General features: G+C 28.2%; 17 protein-coding genes and 2 tRNA genes. 12 read left to right on the top strand and 7 right to left on the bottom strand.

Annotation, left to right across the window (positions count from 1 at the left end; genetic code table 4):
- Positions 1-15 precede the first annotated feature (15 nt).
- The 4 genes from ACXYRK_RS03020 to ACXYRK_RS03005 are packed head-to-tail and all read left to right on the top strand — an operon-like array spanning position 16 to position 2,417.
- Positions 16-483, top strand: a complete 468-nt coding sequence (locus tag ACXYRK_RS03020; protein ID WP_435129835.1) for a hypothetical protein — start codon at positions 16-18, stop codon at positions 481-483.
- On the top strand, positions 483-1,016 hold the full coding sequence (locus ACXYRK_RS03015) for a hypothetical protein (RefSeq protein WP_458617998.1): 534 nt from the start codon (positions 483-485) through the stop codon (positions 1,014-1,016). Before ACXYRK_RS03020 ends, ACXYRK_RS03015 begins: the two co-directional genes overlap by 1 nt.
- Complete coding sequence (locus ACXYRK_RS03010) at positions 991-1,389, top strand: hypothetical protein (protein WP_435129829.1); 399 nt, start codon at positions 991-993, stop codon at positions 1,387-1,389. Before ACXYRK_RS03015 ends, ACXYRK_RS03010 begins: the two co-directional genes overlap by 26 nt.
- Positions 1,389-2,417 carry an HAD family hydrolase gene (locus ACXYRK_RS03005; RefSeq protein WP_458617996.1) on the top strand — a complete coding sequence of 343 codons (1,029 nt, stop codon included), beginning with the start codon at positions 1,389-1,391 and terminating at the stop codon, positions 2,415-2,417. The genes ACXYRK_RS03010 and ACXYRK_RS03005 overlap by 1 nt, the downstream gene beginning before the upstream one ends.
- A gap of 135 nt (positions 2,418-2,552) precedes the next feature.
- Here the strand turns inward: ACXYRK_RS03005 and ACXYRK_RS03000 are convergent.
- The 5 genes from ACXYRK_RS03000 to ACXYRK_RS02980 all read right to left on the bottom strand — a co-directional run bounded on the left by ACXYRK_RS03000 (position 2,553) and on the right by ACXYRK_RS02980 (position 11,634).
- A tRNA-Ser gene (locus ACXYRK_RS03000) sits at positions 2,553-2,643 on the bottom strand.
- A 75-nt stretch (positions 2,644-2,718) separates the two neighbouring features.
- Complete coding sequence (locus ACXYRK_RS02995) at positions 2,719-3,411, bottom strand: UpaP162 family type II restriction enzyme (protein WP_458617994.1); 693 nt, start codon at positions 3,409-3,411, stop codon at positions 2,719-2,721.
- The gene (locus ACXYRK_RS02990) at positions 3,404-4,375 is read right to left on the bottom strand and encodes a DNA cytosine methyltransferase (RefSeq protein ID WP_458617993.1); all 972 of its coding nucleotides are present in this window, start codon (positions 4,373-4,375) and stop codon (positions 3,404-3,406) included. Before ACXYRK_RS02990 ends, ACXYRK_RS02995 begins: the two co-directional genes overlap by 8 nt.
- An 84-nt stretch (positions 4,376-4,459) precedes the next feature.
- Positions 4,460-4,984, bottom strand: coding sequence for a hypothetical protein (locus tag ACXYRK_RS02985; RefSeq protein WP_458617991.1), 525 nt, complete (start codon positions 4,982-4,984; stop codon positions 4,460-4,462).
- 14 nt (positions 4,985-4,998) lie between these two features.
- The gene (locus tag ACXYRK_RS02980; protein ID WP_458617990.1) at positions 4,999-11,634 is read right to left on the bottom strand and encodes an SGNH/GDSL hydrolase family protein; all 6,636 of its coding nucleotides are present in this window, start codon (positions 11,632-11,634) and stop codon (positions 4,999-5,001) included.
- Positions 11,635-11,929: 295 nt separating this feature from the next.
- Between ACXYRK_RS02980 and deoD the strand changes: the two genes are divergently transcribed.
- From deoD to deoC, 3 genes are read left to right on the top strand one after another with little or no spacing between them, the layout of a single operon-like run.
- Entirely contained in the window at positions 11,930-12,634 is a 705-nt protein-coding gene (gene deoD, locus ACXYRK_RS02975) for a purine-nucleoside phosphorylase (RefSeq protein ID WP_458607626.1), read from the top strand.
- 1 nt (position 12,635) lies between these two features.
- Positions 12,636-13,931, top strand: coding sequence for a thymidine phosphorylase (locus ACXYRK_RS02970; protein WP_458614873.1), 1,296 nt, complete (start codon positions 12,636-12,638; stop codon positions 13,929-13,931).
- A 2-nt stretch (positions 13,932-13,933) separates the two neighbouring features.
- A complete protein-coding gene (gene deoC / locus ACXYRK_RS02965) occupies positions 13,934-14,596 on the top strand; it encodes a deoxyribose-phosphate aldolase (RefSeq protein ID WP_458614872.1) in 663 nt (220 codons plus the stop codon).
- 54 nt (positions 14,597-14,650) lie between these two features.
- Here deoC and ACXYRK_RS02960 read toward each other — a convergent pair whose 3' ends face one another.
- Together ACXYRK_RS02960 and ACXYRK_RS02955 are read right to left on the bottom strand one after the other, a co-directional pair.
- On the bottom strand, positions 14,651-15,409 hold the full coding sequence (locus ACXYRK_RS02960) for a hypothetical protein (RefSeq protein WP_458614871.1): 759 nt from the start codon (positions 15,407-15,409) through the stop codon (positions 14,651-14,653).
- A 1-nt stretch (position 15,410) separates the two neighbouring features.
- Entirely contained in the window at positions 15,411-17,408 is a 1,998-nt protein-coding gene (locus tag ACXYRK_RS02955) for a S8 family serine peptidase (protein ID WP_458614870.1), read from the bottom strand.
- Between the two features lie 640 nt (positions 17,409-18,048).
- On the opposite strand from ACXYRK_RS02955, the gene ACXYRK_RS02950 reads away from it, so the two are divergent.
- From ACXYRK_RS02950 to ACXYRK_RS02930, 5 genes are all read left to right on the top strand, one after another.
- A complete protein-coding gene (locus ACXYRK_RS02950) occupies positions 18,049-18,948 on the top strand; it encodes a Cof-type HAD-IIB family hydrolase (protein WP_435128813.1) in 900 nt (299 codons plus the stop codon).
- The gene (locus ACXYRK_RS02945; protein ID WP_458614869.1) at positions 18,948-19,643 is read left to right on the top strand and encodes a ribonuclease HIII; all 696 of its coding nucleotides are present in this window, start codon (positions 18,948-18,950) and stop codon (positions 19,641-19,643) included. The genes ACXYRK_RS02950 and ACXYRK_RS02945 overlap by 1 nt, the downstream gene beginning before the upstream one ends.
- A gap of 69 nt (positions 19,644-19,712) precedes the next feature.
- Positions 19,713-21,182 (top strand): lysine--tRNA ligase, encoded by a 1,470-nt coding sequence (gene lysS / locus ACXYRK_RS02940; RefSeq protein WP_458614027.1) that lies wholly within the window; start codon positions 19,713-19,715, stop codon positions 21,180-21,182.
- A 130-nt stretch (positions 21,183-21,312) separates the two neighbouring features.
- Positions 21,313-21,388, top strand: a tRNA-His gene (locus tag ACXYRK_RS02935).
- A gap of 190 nt (positions 21,389-21,578) precedes the next feature.
- Entirely contained in the window at positions 21,579-22,502 is a 924-nt protein-coding gene (locus tag ACXYRK_RS02930) for a site-specific integrase (RefSeq protein ID WP_458614026.1), read from the top strand.
- Positions 22,503-22,688 lie beyond the last annotated feature (186 nt).

Below are 22,688 nucleotides of genomic sequence, written 5' to 3'. Positions count from 1 at the left end.
ATAAAATATAATAATATGAATTTAATTTTAGAAAAACTTAAACAAAAATATGATATAGATAAGCGATCATTGCGCATTTATTCGATTGTTGATTCACTGTTGTCATCGATTATTTCACTACTTAGTATTGCATCTATTTCAGTTGCTATTTATGCATTAGTGGTGCTGGTCCATAAAGGAAACGAAGATAAAAAAGTTTTTGAATCAACATCTTATATTTTGTTAATGGTGCTAGTTGTATTTATAATTTTCTCATTTATTTTGACATTAACCTTGATTATTTATAAATATTTTGATCGTTCTGCTAAGTATAAAAAAATTGTTAATACTTTAAAATACCTTGATTTAAAGTATCATAGCAACCAAATTTCAAAGGCTGATTTAGAAGTGATTATTGATAAACTTTGAGAAAAAGCAACTAAGAAAAAGAAAGTTGGTATAGGTAAAATTCTTAAAGCAGAGTTTCAAAGAGGGATAAAATAATGCAATCAAAACGCGATTTAACACCAAGAAAAATGTATGGGAAAATTATCAAAAATGCCAAAATCAAAATGTATGTCTATGGAGTTTTTTATTACATTTTAAACCTTACCACTATTATCACAGCCTTTTATATTAGTATCATCGCGATATTGTTTTTAGCAGGTAATAATCCACACTTTTTAAACAATGTCAATCCATATAAAAACGAGTTCATTAATAATTCATCGAACTATATTTTATTAACTACAATTATTAACTCGGTTTTATCATTAATATCAGGTATTTTGTCTTTATTTGTCGTTAATAGTAAGTTTATCTTTTATAAAAAGAAAGTTAAGCAACTTGAAATGGAATATGTATTTTATAAATCAAAATTGTATTTATATACACATAATAATGACACCAATAAATTTATTTTATACAAAAGAGCATTACATATTTTAGAAACTGAAAGATATAAATCAACAGCATTATTAGACATTCAAGATTATCAAAAAGGAAGAAAAAATGAGCAAGATCAAACAAGTTTATAATTCAATAGCAGTTATCCCAAAAATGCATATGATGAAAAATTATGTGCAAAAAAAGTATGTTCTTTGAAGAACAATATTCATACTTTTAAGTATTTTATCAATAGCAGTATCTGCATCAGTTGTGGTATTAAACCTATATTCAATTCGTTGAAATAGTTATCCAAATGAAACAATGGCTATGTTTGTTGCTATTTCATTTATTTCTTCGATATCAACATTCTTAATTTCAATTCAATCTTTTTTAAACTTATCAAATCGTAAAAATAAATTAAGAGACAATTTAGCTAGATCGAATGAAATAACATTGGAATTAAAAGCAAAAACAGACTTATCACAAGAAGATATTGATAACATTTCGGAGTTATTTAGCTAATGCAACTAAGATTTTATTTTAAGGATTTAAGTTCAATATCTGAAAATAAACTTAGCAAAATCCAAATACAATGCGAGGATTTTGCTAAGTTTAATTATATAAATAAAGTAATATGTTTGTTTAATGCAAATAATGAAATTTTAACTAAAATACATAGAATACAGTTAAATAAGGAAAATATATATGATTTGAAAGTTATGAAAATTAATTTTAATTTAAATAATATTGATACCTTTGTTTTTGATTTAGATGGGACATTATTGACATCCGATTTTAAACTTTTAGATGCACAATTGAATGCATTAAAATACTTAGAAAGCAAAAATAAAAATATTATCATAGCAACCGGAAGACCCAAGTTTACCATTCAATCATTTATCCATCATATACCAACTCAGTTTCCACTAATTTTAGCAAATGGTTCGATGATATATGATTTAAAAAATGATAAACTGGTTAAATCATTTGATATCTTAAAAGAAGATGCATTTGATTTATATGATAAATTAATTGAATTAAATTTTGATTTTTTGTTCTATACTAAAGATAAAATGGTTGCATACAATACTCACTTAAGTGATTTTTATATAAAGAAAAATTATCCTAGCAGAGTTAAAAAAGGTAGATATATAGAAGCAAAAGTGGATTTAAAACAATATAATTGACAATATTTTAAATTCTTAGTTGTAAGAAGACAAAACGATGAAGAGATGTTTATTGAACTAAAAGAATACCTTAAAAATAAAGCAAATATTACTGGTGTAGTATCACAAAAACAATTTTTTGATATCACATCCAAATTTGCAACCAAAGGTAATGCACTAAAATGGTTGCTGGATAAATATAATTTAGATGCAAATAAAACAATGGTGTTCGGCGATGCTGAAAATGATATATCAATGTTTGAGATTGCTGGATATTCAGCAACTACAGCTAATTCATTTGAAATAGTCAAAAATAAGGTTCATATGCATCTACAGATCAATGATGTTGCATGATTAGCTGAATTTATAAAGAAAGACACCTAAGGTTAAAAGGTGTCTTTAAATTATTAAAAATTAAAAATTTGTTTAAGGATTTAAAACAAATTTAAGAATGATTTCATTTAAGAAACCAACTTGCTTAAAAAAGGTATGAAAATTTGAATTTAAATATTAAAAAAATGGCGGAACAGAGAGGATTTGAACCTCCGCGGGAGTTGCCTCCCCTACAGTCTTAGCAGGACCGCCTCTTCAGCCTCTTGAGTACTGTTCCATTTGAGACCTATGTTATTATAACATAATAGGACTTTTACGAAGAAAAAATAAAAAATTTTTTTGTCAAAAAATGTTATTGTTTAAGTCTTTTGAATATCTTTTGTAAAGATGCAAAAGTCTTTTGATTAGAAATCGAATCAGTTGGATTAAGTTTATTGTTTTTGAAAAATTCTGAATCAATAATTAATCTCCCAGATTCTGCTTTAAAATTTGTGCTTCAGTTACGGTAATCCTGTTTGTGTTTGTTATCAAAAGAAAATTCGTCAAGTGCATATATTGAAAAATCTTCTATTTTAATTTTATCATAATATGATATTTCTGGTTTAACATTCAAGGTTTTATATTTAATTTTTATAATAAGATAAAAGAAGTTTTTACCTTGCTTTATAAATTTATAATAATCTAATAACAGTTTATTTATAGAGGCAACAGCATTATTTTTACTTGTATTATTTTCAACTTTTATATTAACTAAAAACATAACATCTGAAAAATCTAAGATAAAATCATAACTTTGAGTAGTTGTATTAGATTCGCGATAAATATTTACAACAAAATCACAAAATACATTCTTTAGTTTTTGATATACAAATTCTTCTATGATAAATCCTATTGCTGTTGAAGATCGAAGTGTACTATTTTTGGATTCTAATAAATTTAAATCTTCTGCATTAACTTGTATTTGATATTTATATACTTTAAAAATATTATGTAACTGACTTAGCAAAAGAGATTTATATTTATTTAGTAAATTTCACTTATTCATAAAACACCTTTTTTATAATTTTAGCAATTTCTTCAGATAATTTCGGAGGGACAGCATTACCAATTTGTTTTAAGATATTACTTTTTGAAGAAGTAAAAATAAAATCATCTGGAAAACTTTGTAATCTAGCAAGTTCTCTAGGAGTCATAACTCGGTGTAGTTTTGGATGCAAATGAACTCCACCATGATTTTCTTTTACTGTAGTTGCCGGTCTATCATAAAATTGTCTTTTAAATGCATCGGAATAATTTTTCATCGGGGATTTACCAGGTAGTGTATTTTTAATTTTTTCAAGCATTTTAGGTGAATGCTTTGAAAAAATATGATTTCATTTTACATCTTCAGAAACATTTTCTAAATCAGATATAGCATCATATACGGTTTTAATAGGCAGAAAAGTGTTTTCAAGCATTTTAATTACTTTATCAACTTTTTCCTTTTGATGTTGTTTAGCACCGATAAAAATCACTCTCTGACGCTTTTGTGGAACACCAAAATTTGATGCATCGAGCAAGATATATTTTGCATAGTAACCGATGCTATGTAATTTATCAATAATTTTATTTATGACTAAATTTCCATCATGTTCTTTATACGAAAGAATTCCTTTAACATTTTCTAAGACAAAAAGACTTGGTTGAATATCTTCAATTACTTTGATGGTATATTTATAAAGCTGATTGCGATCGTCATCTTTATCTCTTTTACCAGCCATTGAATATCCTTGACAAGGAAAACCACCGATGATAACATCGATGTTATGTGCATAGTTATTCTTAAGATATTCTAAGACTTTTGGATCTGTAATGTCTTTAACATAAGCATCTTGGTGAAAATTAAGATTATATGTATCTAGTGCAGGTTTTCAAAATTCTACGGTGTCTGTAATCACAAAACCATTTTTTACAAATCCATATGTTAATCCACCACAACCAGCAAATAAATCAAGCAATTTCTTATCCATAATTTAATTATATCTTAATGCTACTTATAAATACATAATTATTGAAAATATTAAGAAAACAAGGATATCAATCCTTGTTATTATTTATTTATGACGCTGCAAAGCAGCAGCTTGCGCTTGTAAACTTTGAATTCCGGCATAAATTTGGAAAAGAACCGAAACAATGTTTTGTGGGATTACATGTTTTGACCCTGGTGTAAGTAATGCTTTTGTATAAAAGTGCATTACCTTAGTGAGAGTGCTATAATCTCCACCTGTTGGGATTAGATTCATAATATCTTTTACAAAAGTATTTAACTTATCTAAAGCCTCTTTGTTGTTTAAATTATTAGTATTTTTAGATGCATCAGAAACTATAAATCCCGGTGCAATCACAGCTAAAAAGTTTGTAAGAGCTTTTTGTAAATCATCTTTGGTATATTTTTTAGTATCTTGTGCAACATCTGCTAAGGTTATTTGTGGAAGAACATGTTGATTAAAGATATCGTTATCATTTTGTTTTGGTTTTGGTTTTTGTTGAACTTGTTGTGTGCAAGCAACAGCAAAAGCAACAGAAGAAATTGTTATGCTACCAAAACCAAGATATCATCATAATTTTTTAACTTTCATATATTCCTTTCGGATTATTTAGCAGTTCCTTGTCAACCTAAATATCCTTTTTCGATTGCTTCTAACAACACATCCTTCATTTTTTTATTGCTAATATATTTATCATTTTGATTACCGTGATTGTTATAGAAAATGTAGTTGATTAGCAAGTTCTTGTCATATTTGGTAGCAGAGTTATTGTTGGTACCTCAATATGAAGTTGATTTAGTTCCGATAATATAAGTATCATCAAAAATACTTGGATTTGTTTTTGAAGTAGCTCCAATAGCAACTTTTTTATCATTAGTTAGTTTGTCTCAACTAGATTTAGAATCCTTAGTTGCGGCAGCATTAAATGCTTTTCGTAAACCATCATTTCAGTAACCTTGAACATCATAATTACTACTATTTCAGAAGGTTGCTCCTGTTACACCAGCACCATCATGAATTCATCATAATATCAGCGCAGAAAGTCTAAATAAGAATTTATATTCTGGATTATTCTTTTTGTTATTATTTGTATAGTCAAAAGAATTATCTGCTGATTTTTTAATCATCTCTTTAAATGCTGGTTCAGTTAACACAGCAACTAAATCTGAAACACCGGATGCATTTTGTAGAATTTGAGATATTCCACCTGTTTCAAAACCATATGATTCATCTGAATTATCATTTTTAGATACATCCTCATTGCTTGGTTGGTTGCTTGAGTTTGGTGATGCACCTTGTACATTTTGTGGTTTTGCAGGTTGTGCCGGTTTAACCTTAGTAAAGTTATCAATAAACTTATAAATTCCTGTTTTATTTTCACGACTAGATGATTCAAATAATCTGTTTACTAAGGTTATATAGTTAGCATCACCGATTGAATCAACAAGCGCTTTAAGTAAGTCTTTTTGTGCAACAATTTTGGTTAATGATATCTTCTTTTTATCATCAGTTAATATCATATATAAAGCACCATCCATGATTGCACGTTTTACTTTATTAGGATTATGATCCTTACTAAAGTCAATTGCCTTGATGTTATCATAAATATGTGTAATCATTTTTGATAATTCATCTCTTTGAGCAAGTTGTTTCATTAAGTTGGTTAAAACAGTAGTAAATAAAGTTAAATCACTTTCATCGTTTAGAGCAAAACCTGCTTTTTTAAGCGATGCGATTAATAATTGTGCAAGTCCTTTTGGAAGTCTTGGGTCAGGATTTTTAAGTACACTCTTTAATCATTCAGTGAATTTAGTTTTAAATTGTTCTGATTTACTTGATTTAAACAAGGTATTTAATGCACTTCATCAATCGCTGTTATTATTATATTCAGTTGCACGATCGATAAAGTCGCTAAGAATTAAATTGATTAAATCACGGATATTAGAGTCTTTAAGTACTAGAGCGAATGCATCATTGATAAATTCTGGTCCAGTGAGTTCACTTTGATTTATAAAGAAAGAAGAAATGTTGATTGATTTAATAAATGTTTTGGTTTTTTCTTCGTTATTTAATAAGTTACTTACAATCGCATGGAACAACTCTTTAGCACCATCTTTGTGCTCGCTGATAACTTTATCATTAAGAACTTTCTTAAATAAATCAAAGTGCAAGAAATTAACATTAGTTTTGATGTTGTTGGTAAAATTGGTTACAAAGGTTGCTAAATCACTACTATTTTTAACTGAATCAACTGCTGCTGATAATATTTTATCAAATACACCTGTGCGATCAAATAATCCATCAAAATCATTAGCGACTGCATCGATAAATGTTGTTATATGATCAGTTTTTTGGATATTTAAGTATGTTATTACATTATTGATAATTGCTTTAATTACGACTTTTAGATCATTTGAAGATAATGCAGTTTTTAATACAGATTTAATAGCATCTTTAAAACTAGTTTCATTATTTGATTCATTTAGATATTTTTTAATAACATCTAAAACAGATTTAGCATCTTTAAAGGTGTCATTGTGATCGATGAAGTATTTGACGATATTAACAATGACTGTCTTTAGTCCATTGACTCTTAAAGCAGAATTAATAATTGTAGTGAATTGTTCTTTGTTGATAAGGTTATTGTTGACAAAGGTTTCTAGGTAACTTCCGAATGTGTTTCATAAGATTCCACCAAAATCAATTTGATTAATAAGAAGTTCAAATCCATTTTCAAGGAGTTTACTAAAGATGTCCTTGTTATCACCTTGTTTAAGTTGTGGTAGAGCAAGCATATTATTGAGCAATTGAATGAATTTTGCTTCATAACTTGGATCAGAAGCAAATACCTTAACTTGCTCTAATCATTTGTTAAATAATACACTTAATTCAATTTGTGTACCGTTGGTTGATAGCAGTTTTACAAGTCCATCGATAAAACTTTGAGAAAGTTTTAAAGTTTTGTCAGTTACACCGAAGGCATCAATTAATAATTCAGTAGCTTTTTCTTGTTTTGATGCATCGATGTTTTTGAATATCGATGCATAAGATGTTTTATTAATTTGTTTTACTAAAACTTTTGCCAAAAGTTGTTTGAAATTGTTAGATGTATATAATTTTGCAAAAATATTTGTTAATATAGATTTAATTGCATCTTGGAAAGGTTGTGAAGTAAAGATTTTTTGCACCAAATCTGATCGACTTGTAAAAGTTTTAAAGGTATCAAGTCTTGATAATAAATCATCAATAGCAGCAAAAATTTGAGTTTTTAAACTTGAATCATTAATTATTTCTTTTGTACCTTCTTTAAGTAGGTGTAAATCAGCTCCTAAATTACTTAAACTTTGTTTTTGTTCATCGGTTAATGCTTTATCAAGAATTTGATCAACTCATGCTTGATTTTTAATAAAATCGTTATATAACTTCTCTAAAATAGAATTTTTAACAACATCTCTTAGTGCATCTGTGAATGTGTTGAAGTTAGTAAATTTGCTTGTGTTGTCTAAAATATATTGTATAGTGCTATCTAAAACTGATACAAATTCATCGTGAGTTAATAATGCATTTATGCGTTCTTTTAGTTGTTCCTTGGTTAAATTAAATAATGTATCAGGTAAGAAAGTTTCTAAAACATATGATAAATCTTGTGTTTTGAAAGTATTAAAGAACGAAATAAGTAGTTTTATAAATTGATCTTTATGTTCAGAAATAAATGGTGTTTCAATAACTTTTTTTCAAAATTCATAGTCTTTGAAGTTAATAACTTTTGAAATTTCACTAAAAATATTTCAAGCAATTTGATCAACGTTTTCTGATTCAGAAAGTCCTTTGATTGCTGCACTAGCAACTTGTGGAAAGTTTTGCATCTGATTTAGTAAATCTACTAAACTTGGATAAAGTGATTGAAGTAAATCAAGATACTCATCTGCGATGTTGTAGTTATATCTACGAGCAAATTCGCGAAGAAGTTTTGCAACTGTATTTGGTAGATGTTTTGCTTGTGCCTGTGGAATCAAAAGTGGTGCAAGGTATTTATTTAGGATGTTTTTAAAGTCTGCACTATTTAATAATATGTTAGTAATATCCCTAGGGCCATTTGATTTATCAAAAAGGTTAGGATTTAAAATTATTAATTTAATTATATCTTCTAAGAAATTTATACCTTGCTGAGTTTGTAAATATGATGTTAATAATGGAGTTACTTCGTTGGAATCTAGATAAGGTTTTGCTGCATCCTTTGATAATAAATCTTTTAAAGCAGGAACAATATTTTTAGCAAAGATACCACGTTTATTTAGTTCATTGAAAATAACTTTAATAATTGCTGCCGCAGCATCAGAATTTTGTGAGATTCAAGGAGCAGAGATTAATTCTTGAATTTTTTCACTTGGTAAGCTGGTAAATTTATCTTTGATTACATCAAAGACTTTTGATGGAATTTTTGCAAATTCATCAAAAGGATTGTTTGATGTTTTAATTTCTGAAAGACTTTCTCCGATCACATCAATTATGTTTTGGGTAAATTTGTTATCATTGATTCATTTTAGGATGTGTGTAATTAAATCGTTAATAAATTGACTAATTTTTGGATCTTTGCTATTTAATCCAAAAGTTTGTATTGATGTTGAAAACGCATCAATTAAAACATTAGCAAAATCTGGATCATTAATAATGTTATTTAAAACAGCATTAATTGAATCTTTGTTGCTATCATAAGGAACACGTTTTACAATTTCTGTAACTATATCAGTGAAATTATTAGCATTATCTCAAATATCCACATTATCGATTATTGCATCTACACTTACATCTAAAAGTGTATGTATTTGTGGTTGCTTAAAGATCAGTTGAACTAATTTTGCTACAGCATCAGATGAAATGTATTTAGAAACCTCTTTCTGCTTGTTAATAGTTTTGACAATTTCTTGCGAAATTCTTGCTAAATTATTTTCATCTAATGCATTTTTAACTACTTGTTTAGCAAAGTCCTTGTGATTTTTGAATAAATCTGATTGAGCTACTCTTTTGATTATGCTAAATAATATTGTTGGGTTTCCAGTTGTAGTAAATTTATCATAAACCTCTTTGATTGCATTGGTAAATAAATCAGGAAGTTTGATGTCACCTACAGTTTTAAGATGATTTAATACTGATAAAGTTACTTCATCAAAGACTTTAAATTCACTGTTTACATTGGTAATTAAGGCTAAAAAGTCGGATACAACAGATTCAACTTGTTCAGAAGTGATATTCTTATCAATTTGTCCTTTCTTAAGGAAATTGTAAATAATTTCAGTAGTAATTTTCTTAAGTTTCGGATTTGAAAGAACTTCAATAAGGAGATTATTTACATTAGCTGTAATTTGTTGATTTTGATTTTCATCACTAAATAAAGCACGAATGATATCAGGTAGGGTTTTAACTTCAGTGAATTTACTTGGATTTAAGATAAATGAATCGATTAATAAATCTATTAAGTTTTTAAGGTATTGTGATGAAATAAATGCTTGCGAAAGTTGATTTAAATCATCTTTTGTGAAGTTAAAATCACTTAGATTTTCTTGTAATTTAGAATTTAAAAATCCTGAAATCTTGTCTTTGAAAACACTTAAAGAGTTTTTTAAGATTGTTTTTAAAGCAACAGCGAGCTGATCTTTGTGTTCTGTTACTAGTTCACTTTGTGAAAGCGAAGCAATTAATAAAGCAAGGTTTTCAATATTGAAGACTGCATCCTTAAATACCGGAGCAACTTTATCTAAAGTTAATTGTCCCTTTGCACGCAGTTCTGAAAGAGCAGATTCGGTGTTATAGATTATGTTTTTAATTGTTTTAGCATTAATAATAGTATCAATAATTGAATCTTTACCATTTTTTCCACTGCTAAGTTTTTGATTCAATAAGTTAATTAAAAGTCCGTTTGGATCAAGTTGTTTATAAGTAGAATTAGTAGCTAAGAAGTTAAACGCATCTTTAGCACCTTCAAGTAAGTCGTTAGTTAACTCACCGATTCTGGTGCTAAAGTTAGAAACTTTTCTTTCGGAAGCTACTTCTTGTTCTTGTTTAGTGCGAGTTTTTAAGTAAGCATCAGTGTTAAAACCAAGAACTTTAGCATTCGATTCCTTTACTTGAATTTCATAGTTAGCAGTATCAGCATCTAAGTTTAAGTATTGTTGTGAAAAATCATAGTTTTTATAATCATTAACATTTAATGATGGATTAGTTATCTTAAGATAAATATCCATTGCGATTTTTTTGTAACCAAAGATATTAGGGTGAATATCAAAGAATAAGGTAGTAAACTTAGTTACATTATGATTTCAATAATCAGCATTAACTGCTTGAATGAAGTTTATATTAGCACGTTTTGCAGCCTCTTTAAGTCCGTTATTAAGGTGGTTAATAAGAAAATCAAATGGTGAAATATCAAAATTACCACCTAATAATTTATTAACATAATCCCTTAAAATATTGGCCATTCCAAACATCGGGGTTGGATAACTAATAATATTGATGTTTGCTTTTGGGGCAAATGTTCTAAGGTTCGAAACAAAAGTTAATAATCTTTTTTGTGTTTCTCTTAGTGCATCATTAAGTAATTTGGTAAAAAATGCTACCACATCAGCAGCAATTGCTTGTTTTGCTAAGTATTTTTTAACAATTTTTACAACATCATCTTTGGATGCTTGTTGGAAAAGTAAAAACAACATATCATTAGCAGAAAGTGAGAATGTAACTAAGTTAGCATCCTTTAATTTTGCTTTAACTTTTTGTGCATATGTTTTTCAATCCTTACCAAAAATTGTAATTTCATTCTTATTTTCATATGGTATTCCACTTTGATAAGGGATATTAAATAAACGAAGTCAATCTAGTAATCTTGAACCAGAAATAGCGAAGTTTTCAAAGTCATCTACACGATTATTCTGGTTTAAAAGTCTCGCTAAATAAGCAGGATATGAAACACCAGAGATGCTTCCATCTGCTTCTTTTTTACCAGGATATGATCTTAACAATGTTCCATCAAATCCTTCTGTAATTGAATCACCAATTGCAACATATCGAATTTTTTCATTCGCTGGAATAAAAAAATCAGATTTATCACGCTGCGATTTAACTATTAACTGAGCTGAATGGGGGGGGAGATGCTCGCTTGAATTGCTTGGTGAAGCTGTGCAAGAAGCAGTTATAGCAGTTGCTGTAAGCAGCGCCATTCCACCTGTAAATAAAAATCTCTTTTTCATAAATGTTCCTTACTATCATTTTTTAATGATTAAGTGCTGTGTCAAGCACATTTAAAAGACTAATTATATTTAATCTTTTTAAATGTGCCTTTATTGGACAAATTTTACCTTTTGCAGTATATATAATATAAATATGTTCCACATTCTTGTTTCATAAAAATAAAAAATATAATTTTTCTTCAATTTTTAAGAAAACATTTTCATAATAATATTATACTATAAAATAAGATAATATTTTAAGAAAAAATCAATAGTGATAAAATTATTATAGTAATTTGTCATATAAGGAGGATTTATGACACCACACATTAGAGCAGCTAAAGAGGATATTGCTAAGACAGTTATTATGCCTGGTGACCCTTTAAGAGCTAGATTTATCGCAGAAAAATACTTAGATCCAGGTTATAAATTAGTTAACTGAATCAGAAATATGTTTATGTATACTGGAACTTATAGAGGAAAACCTGTAACAATTGCAGGAAGCGGAATGGGTTGTCCATCAATTGGTATTTATTCTTATGAATTATTTAAATTCTATGATGTAGATCGCATTATCAGAATTGGTTCTGCAGGAGCATATAAAGAGGATTTAGGTTTATATGAAGTTGTTTTAGCAACTGAAGCATATGCAGACAATAATTCGTTTAGAAAACTTGTTTTAAACGAAGATGATCACATTGCTAAACCAAGTTTTCAATTAAATTCCGAAATAGAAAAGATTGCTTCTGATTTAGGAACTAAAATTAATAAAGGAAGAGTACATTCATCTGATGTATTTTATACATCTGTACCACTTAAAAAAAGAATTGATGTATCGGGTGCCCTTTGTGTAGAAATGGAATCATATGCATTATTTACTAATGCACAAGCAACAGGTAAACAAGCGGCATGTTTGTTAACAATTAGTGATAATTTAATTACTCACGAAGAAACAAGTGCAAATGAACGTCAAAATTCATTTACAAAAATGATGGAAATTGCTTTAAAATTAGCGAGATAAAATGCGTGTAGTTGATATTATTGATAAAAAAAGACGCAATTTAGAACTTAATGAAGAAGAAATTAAGTTTTTAATTAACTCTTATGTAGACGGAAGCACACCAGATTATCAAATGAGTGCATTTTTAATGACAGTTATTTTTAATTCTATGACCACTAAGGAAACTGCATTAATGACTAAATATATGATGCATTCAGGTGAAGTTATGGATTTATCTATGATACCTGGAATCAAGGTAGATAAACATTCTACAGGTGGAGTTGGAGATAAAACTACATTAGCAGTTGCGCCTATAGTTGCAGCTTGCGGAGCGCCAGTAGCGAAAATGAGCGGAAGAGGACTAGGACATACAGGTGGAACTGTTGATAAACTTGAATCCATCCCTGGTTTTCACGTCGAATTAACTTATGAGCAATTTATTGAGCAAGTTACAAAACATAAAATCGCCATAATCGGACAAAGTGCTAAATTAGTTCCTGCTGATAAAAAATTATATGCATTAAGGGATGTAACTGCAACTGTTCAATCGATTCCATTAATTGCATCATCAATTATGTCTAAAAAACTTGCAACAGGAGCTGATGCAATTTTATTAGATGTAAAATGCGGGAATGGTGCATTTATGAAAGATTTAGAAAGTGCTAAGGAACTTTCTAAACGGATGATTGATATTGGTAAAGAGTTAAATGTAGATGTAAGAGTTGAAATAACTAATATGAATCGGCCAATCGGAAGAGAAATAGGGAATAAAAACGAAGTTTTAGAAGCAATAAAAACTTTGCAAGGACAAGGACCAGATGACTTTAATGAACTTGTTTTTTCTTCTTGTGCCACCATTTTACAACAAGCAAAAATAGCTACTAACGAAACTGAAGCATTGCAAAAAATACAAAAAGTGATTTCAGATGGAAGTGCATTAAGAAAGTTTTATGACTTTGTGCAAGCACAAAATGGTGATGTGAATAAGTTGCAAAGTGATGAGTTTTGAAAACCTAAATACCAATTACATGTGTTTAATCAAATCGATGGATATATGGAAATTTTTGATAGTTTAACATTCGGTATCGTAGCTATGAAACTTGGTGCCGGAAGAAAAACCAAAGAAGATAGCATAGATTTTGATGCCGGAATCACAATTCATAAAAAAACAAATGAATTGGTTCGTCCAGGATATAAACTTTTCACCCTATCTTCATCAAAACCTATTGATCCAACCCTTGTAAATGAATTAATGCAAGGATATCGGATTAATAAAACACCCGTAGAAAATAAAATAATTTTAGATAAAATGAGGTAAAAATGAATTATAACAAGATGATTGATCATACTTATTTGAAAGCAGAAGCAACCGAAAAAGATATTAATAAACTTATTGATGAAGCCAAAAAATACGGATTTAAAACCGTATGTGTGAATTCATCATGAGTTAAGTATGCTTCTGAAAAATTGCAAAAAAGCGATGTAGGTATTACCAGTGTTATAGGTTTTCCACTAGGAGTAATGATAACACAAGCAAAGGCACAAGAAGCAAAACTTGCAATTGATCATGGTGCTGATGAAATTGATATGGTAATCAATGTAGGTCGCTTTAAACAAAAAGATTATGAATATGTTTTAAATGATATTAAGAAAGTTAAAGAGGCATGTGGAAATAAAATTTTAAAAGTTATTATCGAAACTGCTTTGTTAACAGAAGAAGAAATTAAAAAAGCTACAGAAATAGTGCTAAAATCTGGAGCAGAATTTATTAAGACTTCCACTGGATTTAGTTTTCGTGGAGCGAATTTAAAAGATATTGAATTAATGAAATCTGTAGCAGGAGATAAATTACAAATCAAAGCAGCAGGTGGAATTTCTTCATTAGATGACCTGATCAAAATGCATCAAGCAGGGGCATCGCGATTTGGAACATCAAGATCAGTTGCAATAGTAGAAGGAAACCAATCAAAATCAGGATATTAAAACAAAAAAAGTTTATCAAAATAAGAACATCATAAAAATGTTCTTATTTTGATTTTATTCTTCTTTGTATAACTTTTTAAGGTATTCGTAAAAATCTTTGTTTTGTTCTAGGTTCATCAAAGGAGAAACGGTTATAGTATCGGATTTATTAAGATACTTTACTTCCATTTTTAAGTTTTCAATCCCTACATAATCAGGCACATTTATTACAAATCCTAAGTCATCTGAGTCAACTATATTGAAATGTAAATTTGTTTTATTATTATTTTTATAATCAGTAACAAGAGTACGATCTTGTGAAGCATGATCATATCAACTTTCATACATTAACAAGTTTTTATTTTTAAAGAACTCACTTATATCTTGGTTGTCCAAAAATGTCTCTTGAAACTTTTCTCGGTTCATTTTTTCTAATTTTTCTTCTGTTAATGTATTTACATCAAAACTAAGATTCGTAACAAAATGATCTATATGATAATATTTTCTGATATGTTCTAATGTAAATTTATTTAAAAACTTTTCTTTTAATTCATTTTCGGAAGTAATAATTTCATATCTATTATTTAATAAGTATTTAAATTTACCGTTATTTTCTTTATTATCTCTTCATAAATCTGAAAAGTATTCATCATAAATTGATTTAATACCATTTTCGTTGTTATATTTATTAATTAGGGAACGAAATTTTTCTATATCTTCTAAATTATATTTCTTTTCTACTTTAACATCTGATGTTTTAGCAGTAGAGCAAGCTGACATAAAGAATATCAAACTAGAAGAAAAAGGAAAAAAGATTTTTTTGAGCTTTTTCATCTTAGTTGTCCTGAACCGTATATGTTAATGCTAAACTATCATCGATTGAATTATCAAACAATGCATCAGAATATTTTTTAACTTTCAAGCGATATGTACCTGCATCTGCTGTTGTATATTCTAATATTTCATCGTTTGATTTAACTGATGTTATACTTTTTACTACTGATCAATTTCTGTTGCTATCTTTTTTCTCAAGATATAAATCGTAGTCTGAAAATAATTTATCTTCTTGCCTAGTATTGATTGTTTTTAGATTAAGTCTTTGGTTATTTATATGAGTATTGTATCATTCTGTTTTTTCTTTACTTAATCTTGAACCTTCGATGGAATTAGCTATTACTCCACCAAGAATCCCTAGAAATCATCATCAATTTACATTCGCATTATATGTTGGTAAGTTCTCTGGCGATTTTAGTAAACCAGAATTGAATAATCAAGAACTAGCACCTTTGATTTTTTTACCTGATTGCACATAAAATTCTCTTGTTGATAGAACAAAATCTTTATCCGATTTTGAGACCTGCTTTGTAACTAAGTTATTTGCAGCAACTAACATATTTTCAAAATCTATTATTCCCGAACCGTAGACAGTCGAATACCCGTTTGACTTATACTCTAAATTATTAACATTTGGTTTTCTTGAAGAAGCACCTATAATGGCTTTTATAGCTTGTAATCGGTTTTTATCATTATCTAAAAATGTTTTTTCTCTTAGCAGAGTGGACACTAAACCAGTGACAACTGGTGCAGCAAAACTTGTACCAACAACACCAAATTTTTCTCAATTACCGTTTTCGCTTTTATGTCATCTTCTATATAAATATCCTGGTGCTACAACATTAGGTTTTGAAAGAGTTGTATACTTATCAGGTAATAAAAAATTTGAATATTTAGCAATTGTTTCAGTCGGTTTATCTGTTTGTGGGTTATAATCTAATGCACCTACAACAATGTCATTAAAAGAGAGTTTATCACCATTAATTCATTCGTTTCGTTTTTCTTTATTACCATTACCATTACCAGAAGAAAAAATATTTACAACTCCATATTTTCTTGATATGTAATCCAAAAATAAATTATTTTCATTGTATGTTCTTCTATATTCATCTTTATCTGGACCATAGCTATGATTTATAATTCTCACTCCATTTTCTTTAACCATTCATTCTATAGCTGTTTGTCATTGAGAATCATTAATAAATGTAGAAAAGAAAAGTTTTGAATATCTATCATAACCACGATCACCTACAGCAACATTTGAAACTTCATTCGCATGATGTCTATAATTTGAATTTGATACATTATAAAATTTAATCCCAAACTTTTGAAAATTTTGTAATTTTCCTTCATCTATCATACCATTTCATTCTAAAACACCTATATTTCCTACATTATTATAATATCTGTTATCCTCTCTTTCTTTTTGTTTTTTAAAATTAACTATTTCTAAATCTTTTGTATTATCTACTGTTATATCTCGATCGAAATAGACATCTCAATCTGTTTTGTTATTATAAGATAACTGCTTATTTTGTATTTCATTAGGGAAAATTATGCCTTTATAAATTTCTTTTTCATCTATAATGCTATTAATGAAATTTTTTCTTTGACTTTCATCATCGAAATAAAATCAAACGATTGGCATCATCGAACTTATTTTATATTTTTTGAAATTTAACTTTTTCTTTTTGATTGCATCTATAAAATCAATGTTTTTATCTTTTATCCAATTTTCTTCATAAACAGAATTAGGTTTTTCATCAAAGTTTAATAAAAGTTTTAATTCAAAATTATTATTTACAGCAACATTCCTCACTGAATTGAACAGTTCACCATTTTTATTTATACGAACTTCAACTTTTTTACTTTGATATTCAAGATATCAAGGTTTTTTATTTATTTTTGTTGTATTTGTTATACCAATTGCAGCAAAAGTTGCTATAGAACCAAAAAATAAGGTTCCGAAAGAAATAATTTTTTTAATCTTTTTTTTCAATTTAATATCTCCTTATCCAATATTTTGTAAGAAATTAATTAAGTATATAATTTCTTACATTTTTATTTTATAAGAAAACAGGAAAACGATTTAGAAAAAGATATAAAAAGTTATTTAAACTCTTTATATCTGCAAATTTTATGGAAAAGAAATATGCATTTATACTTATATAAATACTTTAACCCAACACCTTTTTAATAATTTATTTTGCTTTGTTATTCATTGCAAGTTCTTTTTTATAATTAATTCTTTTTATCTTTTCTAAATCATTTTTAGCATAAATAGCATTTAAATAAGTAAATAAATAGTTAGATTATGCTTTACTAAACTCGCTAGCATCTGCAGCATCGTAACTCGACAAGAATCTATTTAACATTTCTAGTAAATTTGAAATATTGTTATTTGTGTATAGAATTTTTATTATAAAAGTTATTGATAAATAACATATAAGTCGTGATTAGAGCGTACAACTCTCCTGAGCTGGTCACGTAAAAAAAATTGGTCATATTGCGATATATGTTTCCAACTACTAAGTACACGGTTTATCAGCTGGATTTTTTAAATCCAAAATCTCAACAAAAATGTGTATAATTTAATATATTTAATTATTTAACTATAAACAAGATAAAAAAGGAGAAAAATGGATAAGGAAACATATTTATTTGCCATTGACTTAGATGGTACAACATTGCAATCCAGTGCTACCGGGGAAGTGCACGAACAAACAAAAAATGCAATAAATCGTGCTGTTTCAGAAGGTCATATTGTATGTATTTTAACAGGTAGACCATGAAGAAGTACTAAAAGTATTTATGAGGCATTAAAATTGGATACTGTTGTTTCTAATTATAATGGAGCACACATTCACAGACCTTATGATGAAAGTTTTATCCCTTATATAAAATATTTAAACTTAAATGAAGCTCTTTATATTTTAGGTGATGAAAAAGTCCAGCAGGAAGTTTCTAATATTGCAATTGAAGGACCAGATTGAGTGCAATTACAACATCGTGATGAAGACTTAGAAAAAGTTTTTGGATTTTCTACAACAGCAAAATTAAAAATAGGTTTAGACTTTCATAAAATACCTTTAATGCCAACAGGAATAATTTTTGATGTGAAAAAAACAACAGATGTTGAATCATTAAGGCAATACTTAAAATCAAGATATGGCGATTTAGCAGAGTTTTCATATTGGTCAAAAGGGGAAGGATTAAGTCCTGTGTTTGATATGACTAATATTACTGCTAACAAAGGGAAAGCATTGAGTATGTTGATTCGTTACTATGATGTAAAAATTGAGAATACAGTTGCAATAGGAGATGGTTTTAATGATGTTCCTATGTTTAAGGTTGCTAATGTTTCTGTAGCTATGGGAAATTCAACTAGAGAAGTAAAAAGATATGCGACCGTAAAGATTGCAAAAACAAACAAAGATGGTGGAGTAGGTTGATATATAAATAAATTTTTAGATAATCCAGAACTTGAAAAAGCTAAATCTAATGAAAAACGCAGAAAGAGAAGTCAAGAGGAAGATTAGTGAGATTACTTGATGTTTTTAATCAATTATATAAAAATAAGGAGATAATAGGTATAGATGAAACAGGAGTAGGTGATTTTTTCACCCCTGTCATAGGTGTTTGTACATTTTTACCTAAGAATTTACATTTATGAGCAACTGAATTAGGTATAAAGGATTCAAAATTATTAACTGATAATAGAATCAAGATATTAGCAAAGGAATTGATAAAAAAGATTCCATATACTAAGTACATTCTTACTCAAAGTGGTTATAATAAGTTAGTATCAAAAAAATATAATGCAAATGAAATCAAATATTTTGTTCATATGCATTGTTTAGAACATTTTTTTGATAAATATAATAATATAAATGTAAAAGATCTTGCAGTATTAGTTGATCAATATTCAACTTTTAACTCAATTTTAAAGTATCAAAAAAAATTTAATGAAATAAATTTATTTAATGATCTTGATAAAAAAGATATTGATATTATTTATCAACCAAAAGCCGAATCTATAAATTTATCTGTTGCGTGCGCATCCATAATAGCTCGTTATTATTTAATAGAGTATATGAATAAACAAAGAAGTGAATGAAATTATGAATTTGCTTATGGGGCAAGTTCAAAAGTAAAACAACAAGTGAAAGAGTTTGCATTAAAACATGGTGAAGAGTCGTTAGAAAAAGTATGTAAAACCAGTTTTAAATTATAAAGCGGCATTTTGCCGTTTTTTATCAACAATTATAAAGATTTTGATAAAATAAATAAAAAGGAGAAATTAATGGAAAAATATAGTGAACAAGAACAAATTCGAAGAAAAAAACTACAAATATATGAACAATTAGGAGTTGAAGCATTTGCTAAAGCTGATAACCTAAAAGAACTTTCTTATTCAGATGATATTGAAAAAGCATACTCAAATGTAACAAAAGAACATCTTGAAGAAAAACCGCATTTTCTTGCTATCGCAGGACGTATTATGACTATGCGTGGACCTTTTATTTTATTGAAAGACTATCACGGAAAGATGCAGGTATATTTTAATAAAAAACAAGATGAACAATTAGCAAAATTAGTTGATACCTTAGATTTAGGTGATATTATCTATGTTGAAGGTAGTGTGATGAAGACAAACACAGGTGCTGTGACTGTTAAAGCAACACAAATAAAATTACTTACAAAAGCATTAAAACCATTACCTGATAAATATCACGGACTAAGTGATGTAGAAGAAAGATATCGTAAAAGATATGTGGATTTAATTGTTAATGATGAAGTAAAAGATGTATTTTGAACCAGAACAAAAATTATTTCTCAAATTCGTAAATACTTTGATGCTCTAGAATATATGGAGGTTGAAACACCATTTTTAAATGATTATTTATCCGGTGCTGCTGCTCGTCCATTCACTACACATCATAATGCACTTGATCAAGAATTCGTTCTTAGAATCGCGACAGAAATTCCTCTTAAAAAGTTGGTAGTAGGAGGAATTGACCGTGTTTATGAAATTGGACGTATATTCAGAAATGAAGGAATTGATACTACACATAACCCTGAATTTACTTCAATAGAGTTTTATGAAGCATACTCTAATTTAGAAGGAATGATGAATCGCACTGAAACATTATTGAAAACAATTGCAAGAAATCTCGGTAAAGAAAAAGTCATAAATAAAGGTGTAGAAATTGATTTATCAAAACCTTTTAAACGTCTAGATATGGTAGATGCGGTTTCTGAAGCAACTAATGTAGATTTTAGAAATATTTCACTTGAACAAGCAATAGAAGTAGCAAAAAACAATGGAGTAAAGATACAAAAATTCTTTAAATTAGGTCATATCATAAATGAACTATTTGAAGAATTAATCGAAAAAACCTTGATACAACCAACCTTTGTTTATGGACATCCAATTGAAATTTCTCCTTTAACAGCTAAATCAAAAGATCCAAGATTTACCGAACGTGCTGAATTATTTATAAATACCAAAGAATATGCAAATATGTATACTGAGTTGAGTGATCCAATTGATCAATTGCAAAGATTCCAAGAACAGTTACAAGAAAAAGAAAACGGAAATGACGAAGCAAGTGATATAGATTGAGATTTTGTTGATTCGTTAGAATATGGAATGCCACCTACTGGTGGATGTGGGATTGGAATTGATCGACTTACTATGTTATTTACTGAAAAAGATTCGATTCGCGATGTGCTTTTATTCCCTACATTAAAGAGAAAAAATCATAAATAAAAAAATTATATAGGTATAAAAATTTCATATTTTATTTTTATACCTATATAATAGACATAAAAAAACATAGTTATAAAACTATGTTTTTTGATATTTACGGTATAATATACTAGCAATAACCAAGATTATGGCGGTTGTGGTGAAGTGGTTAACACAGCGGGTTGTGGTCCCGTCATCCGCGGGTTCGAATCCCGTCAACCGCCCCATTGGTTATTTTTTATATCCTTTTTTTAACTTGTTAGTTTTAAGGAATTAAAAATTTAAAATCTCTGTATAATGTTTCTTTTGATAGATTAGTTATAAATTGAAAGTTGTAGTATATAATTTGATATCTTATTCTTTCTTTATCTCTATAATATGATTTTTACATAATATCCGTGGGTTAAAAGGAGAATAATGAAAAGAAAACCAGATATACTATTACACAAATTTTTTGAAAACTGAATCTTAGTATATAAAAAAGATTCAATAAGGGATGTTAGTTATAAAAAATATGAACTAACCTTAAGATGACTTATTAAACTAGCACCCAATCTTAAACTAAGTAATTTAGATCGCTATGTATATCAAAAATTATTAAACGAATATGCATTAACCCATGAAAGACAAACTACTATGGATTTTCATCATCATCTTAAGGGTTGCATATTGGATGCACTAGATGATGGTTATTTACAAAGCGATCCGACTCGAAAGGTAGTTATTAAAGGAAAAAATCCTAGAGAAAAAAGACAAAAATATCTTAATCAATTTCAACTGCAATTGCTTCTTAAAACACTAAAATTAGATTCACAATTAAACATAGATTGATTAATTTTGTTGATAGCTAAAACAGGATTAAGGTTTTCAGAAGCATTGGCTATTACACCAAAAGATTTTGATTTTGTTAGACAAAACTTGAATGTATCAAAAACTTGAAATTATAAAGAAAATGGTGGATTTCTACCTACAAAAAATAAATCTTCAATTCGCAAGGTACAACTTGATTGAATGACAACATCACAGTTTGCAATGATAATAAAGGACTTAGATCCGGAAAAACCTATCTTTGTTTTCAAAGAACGAATTTACAATTCAACCATTAATGATACTTTGATTCGCAGGTGTAACAAAGCAAATGTTCCACCGATAACAATTCATGCCCTTAGACATACACATGCATCATTGTTGTTATATGCCGGGGTATCAATAGCTTCCGTCGCGAAGCGACTTGGTCATGCTAGTATGAATACTACCGAAAGAATTTATTTACATATAATTAATGAGTTAGAAAATAAAGATATCGATTTAGTGATGCGATCGATATCAAGTCTTATCTAAATTTTAAAACCCACGAAAATTAGGATATCAAAGAATGTTTTGATATCCTACATTTTGCAATATTTTGTGTATTCTAACTTAAACAAACATTTTTTCTAATAATTTCTTCTTAATATTTTTAAGAATATTTGACTTACGCTGATGAAGTGAAAGGATGGAGTCTAAAGAAGTGAAAAGTTGGGAGAT

Source organism: Mycoplasma sp. AC1221, from assembly GCF_054353815.1.
This window is presented reverse-complemented; position numbering and strand designations above follow the sequence as displayed.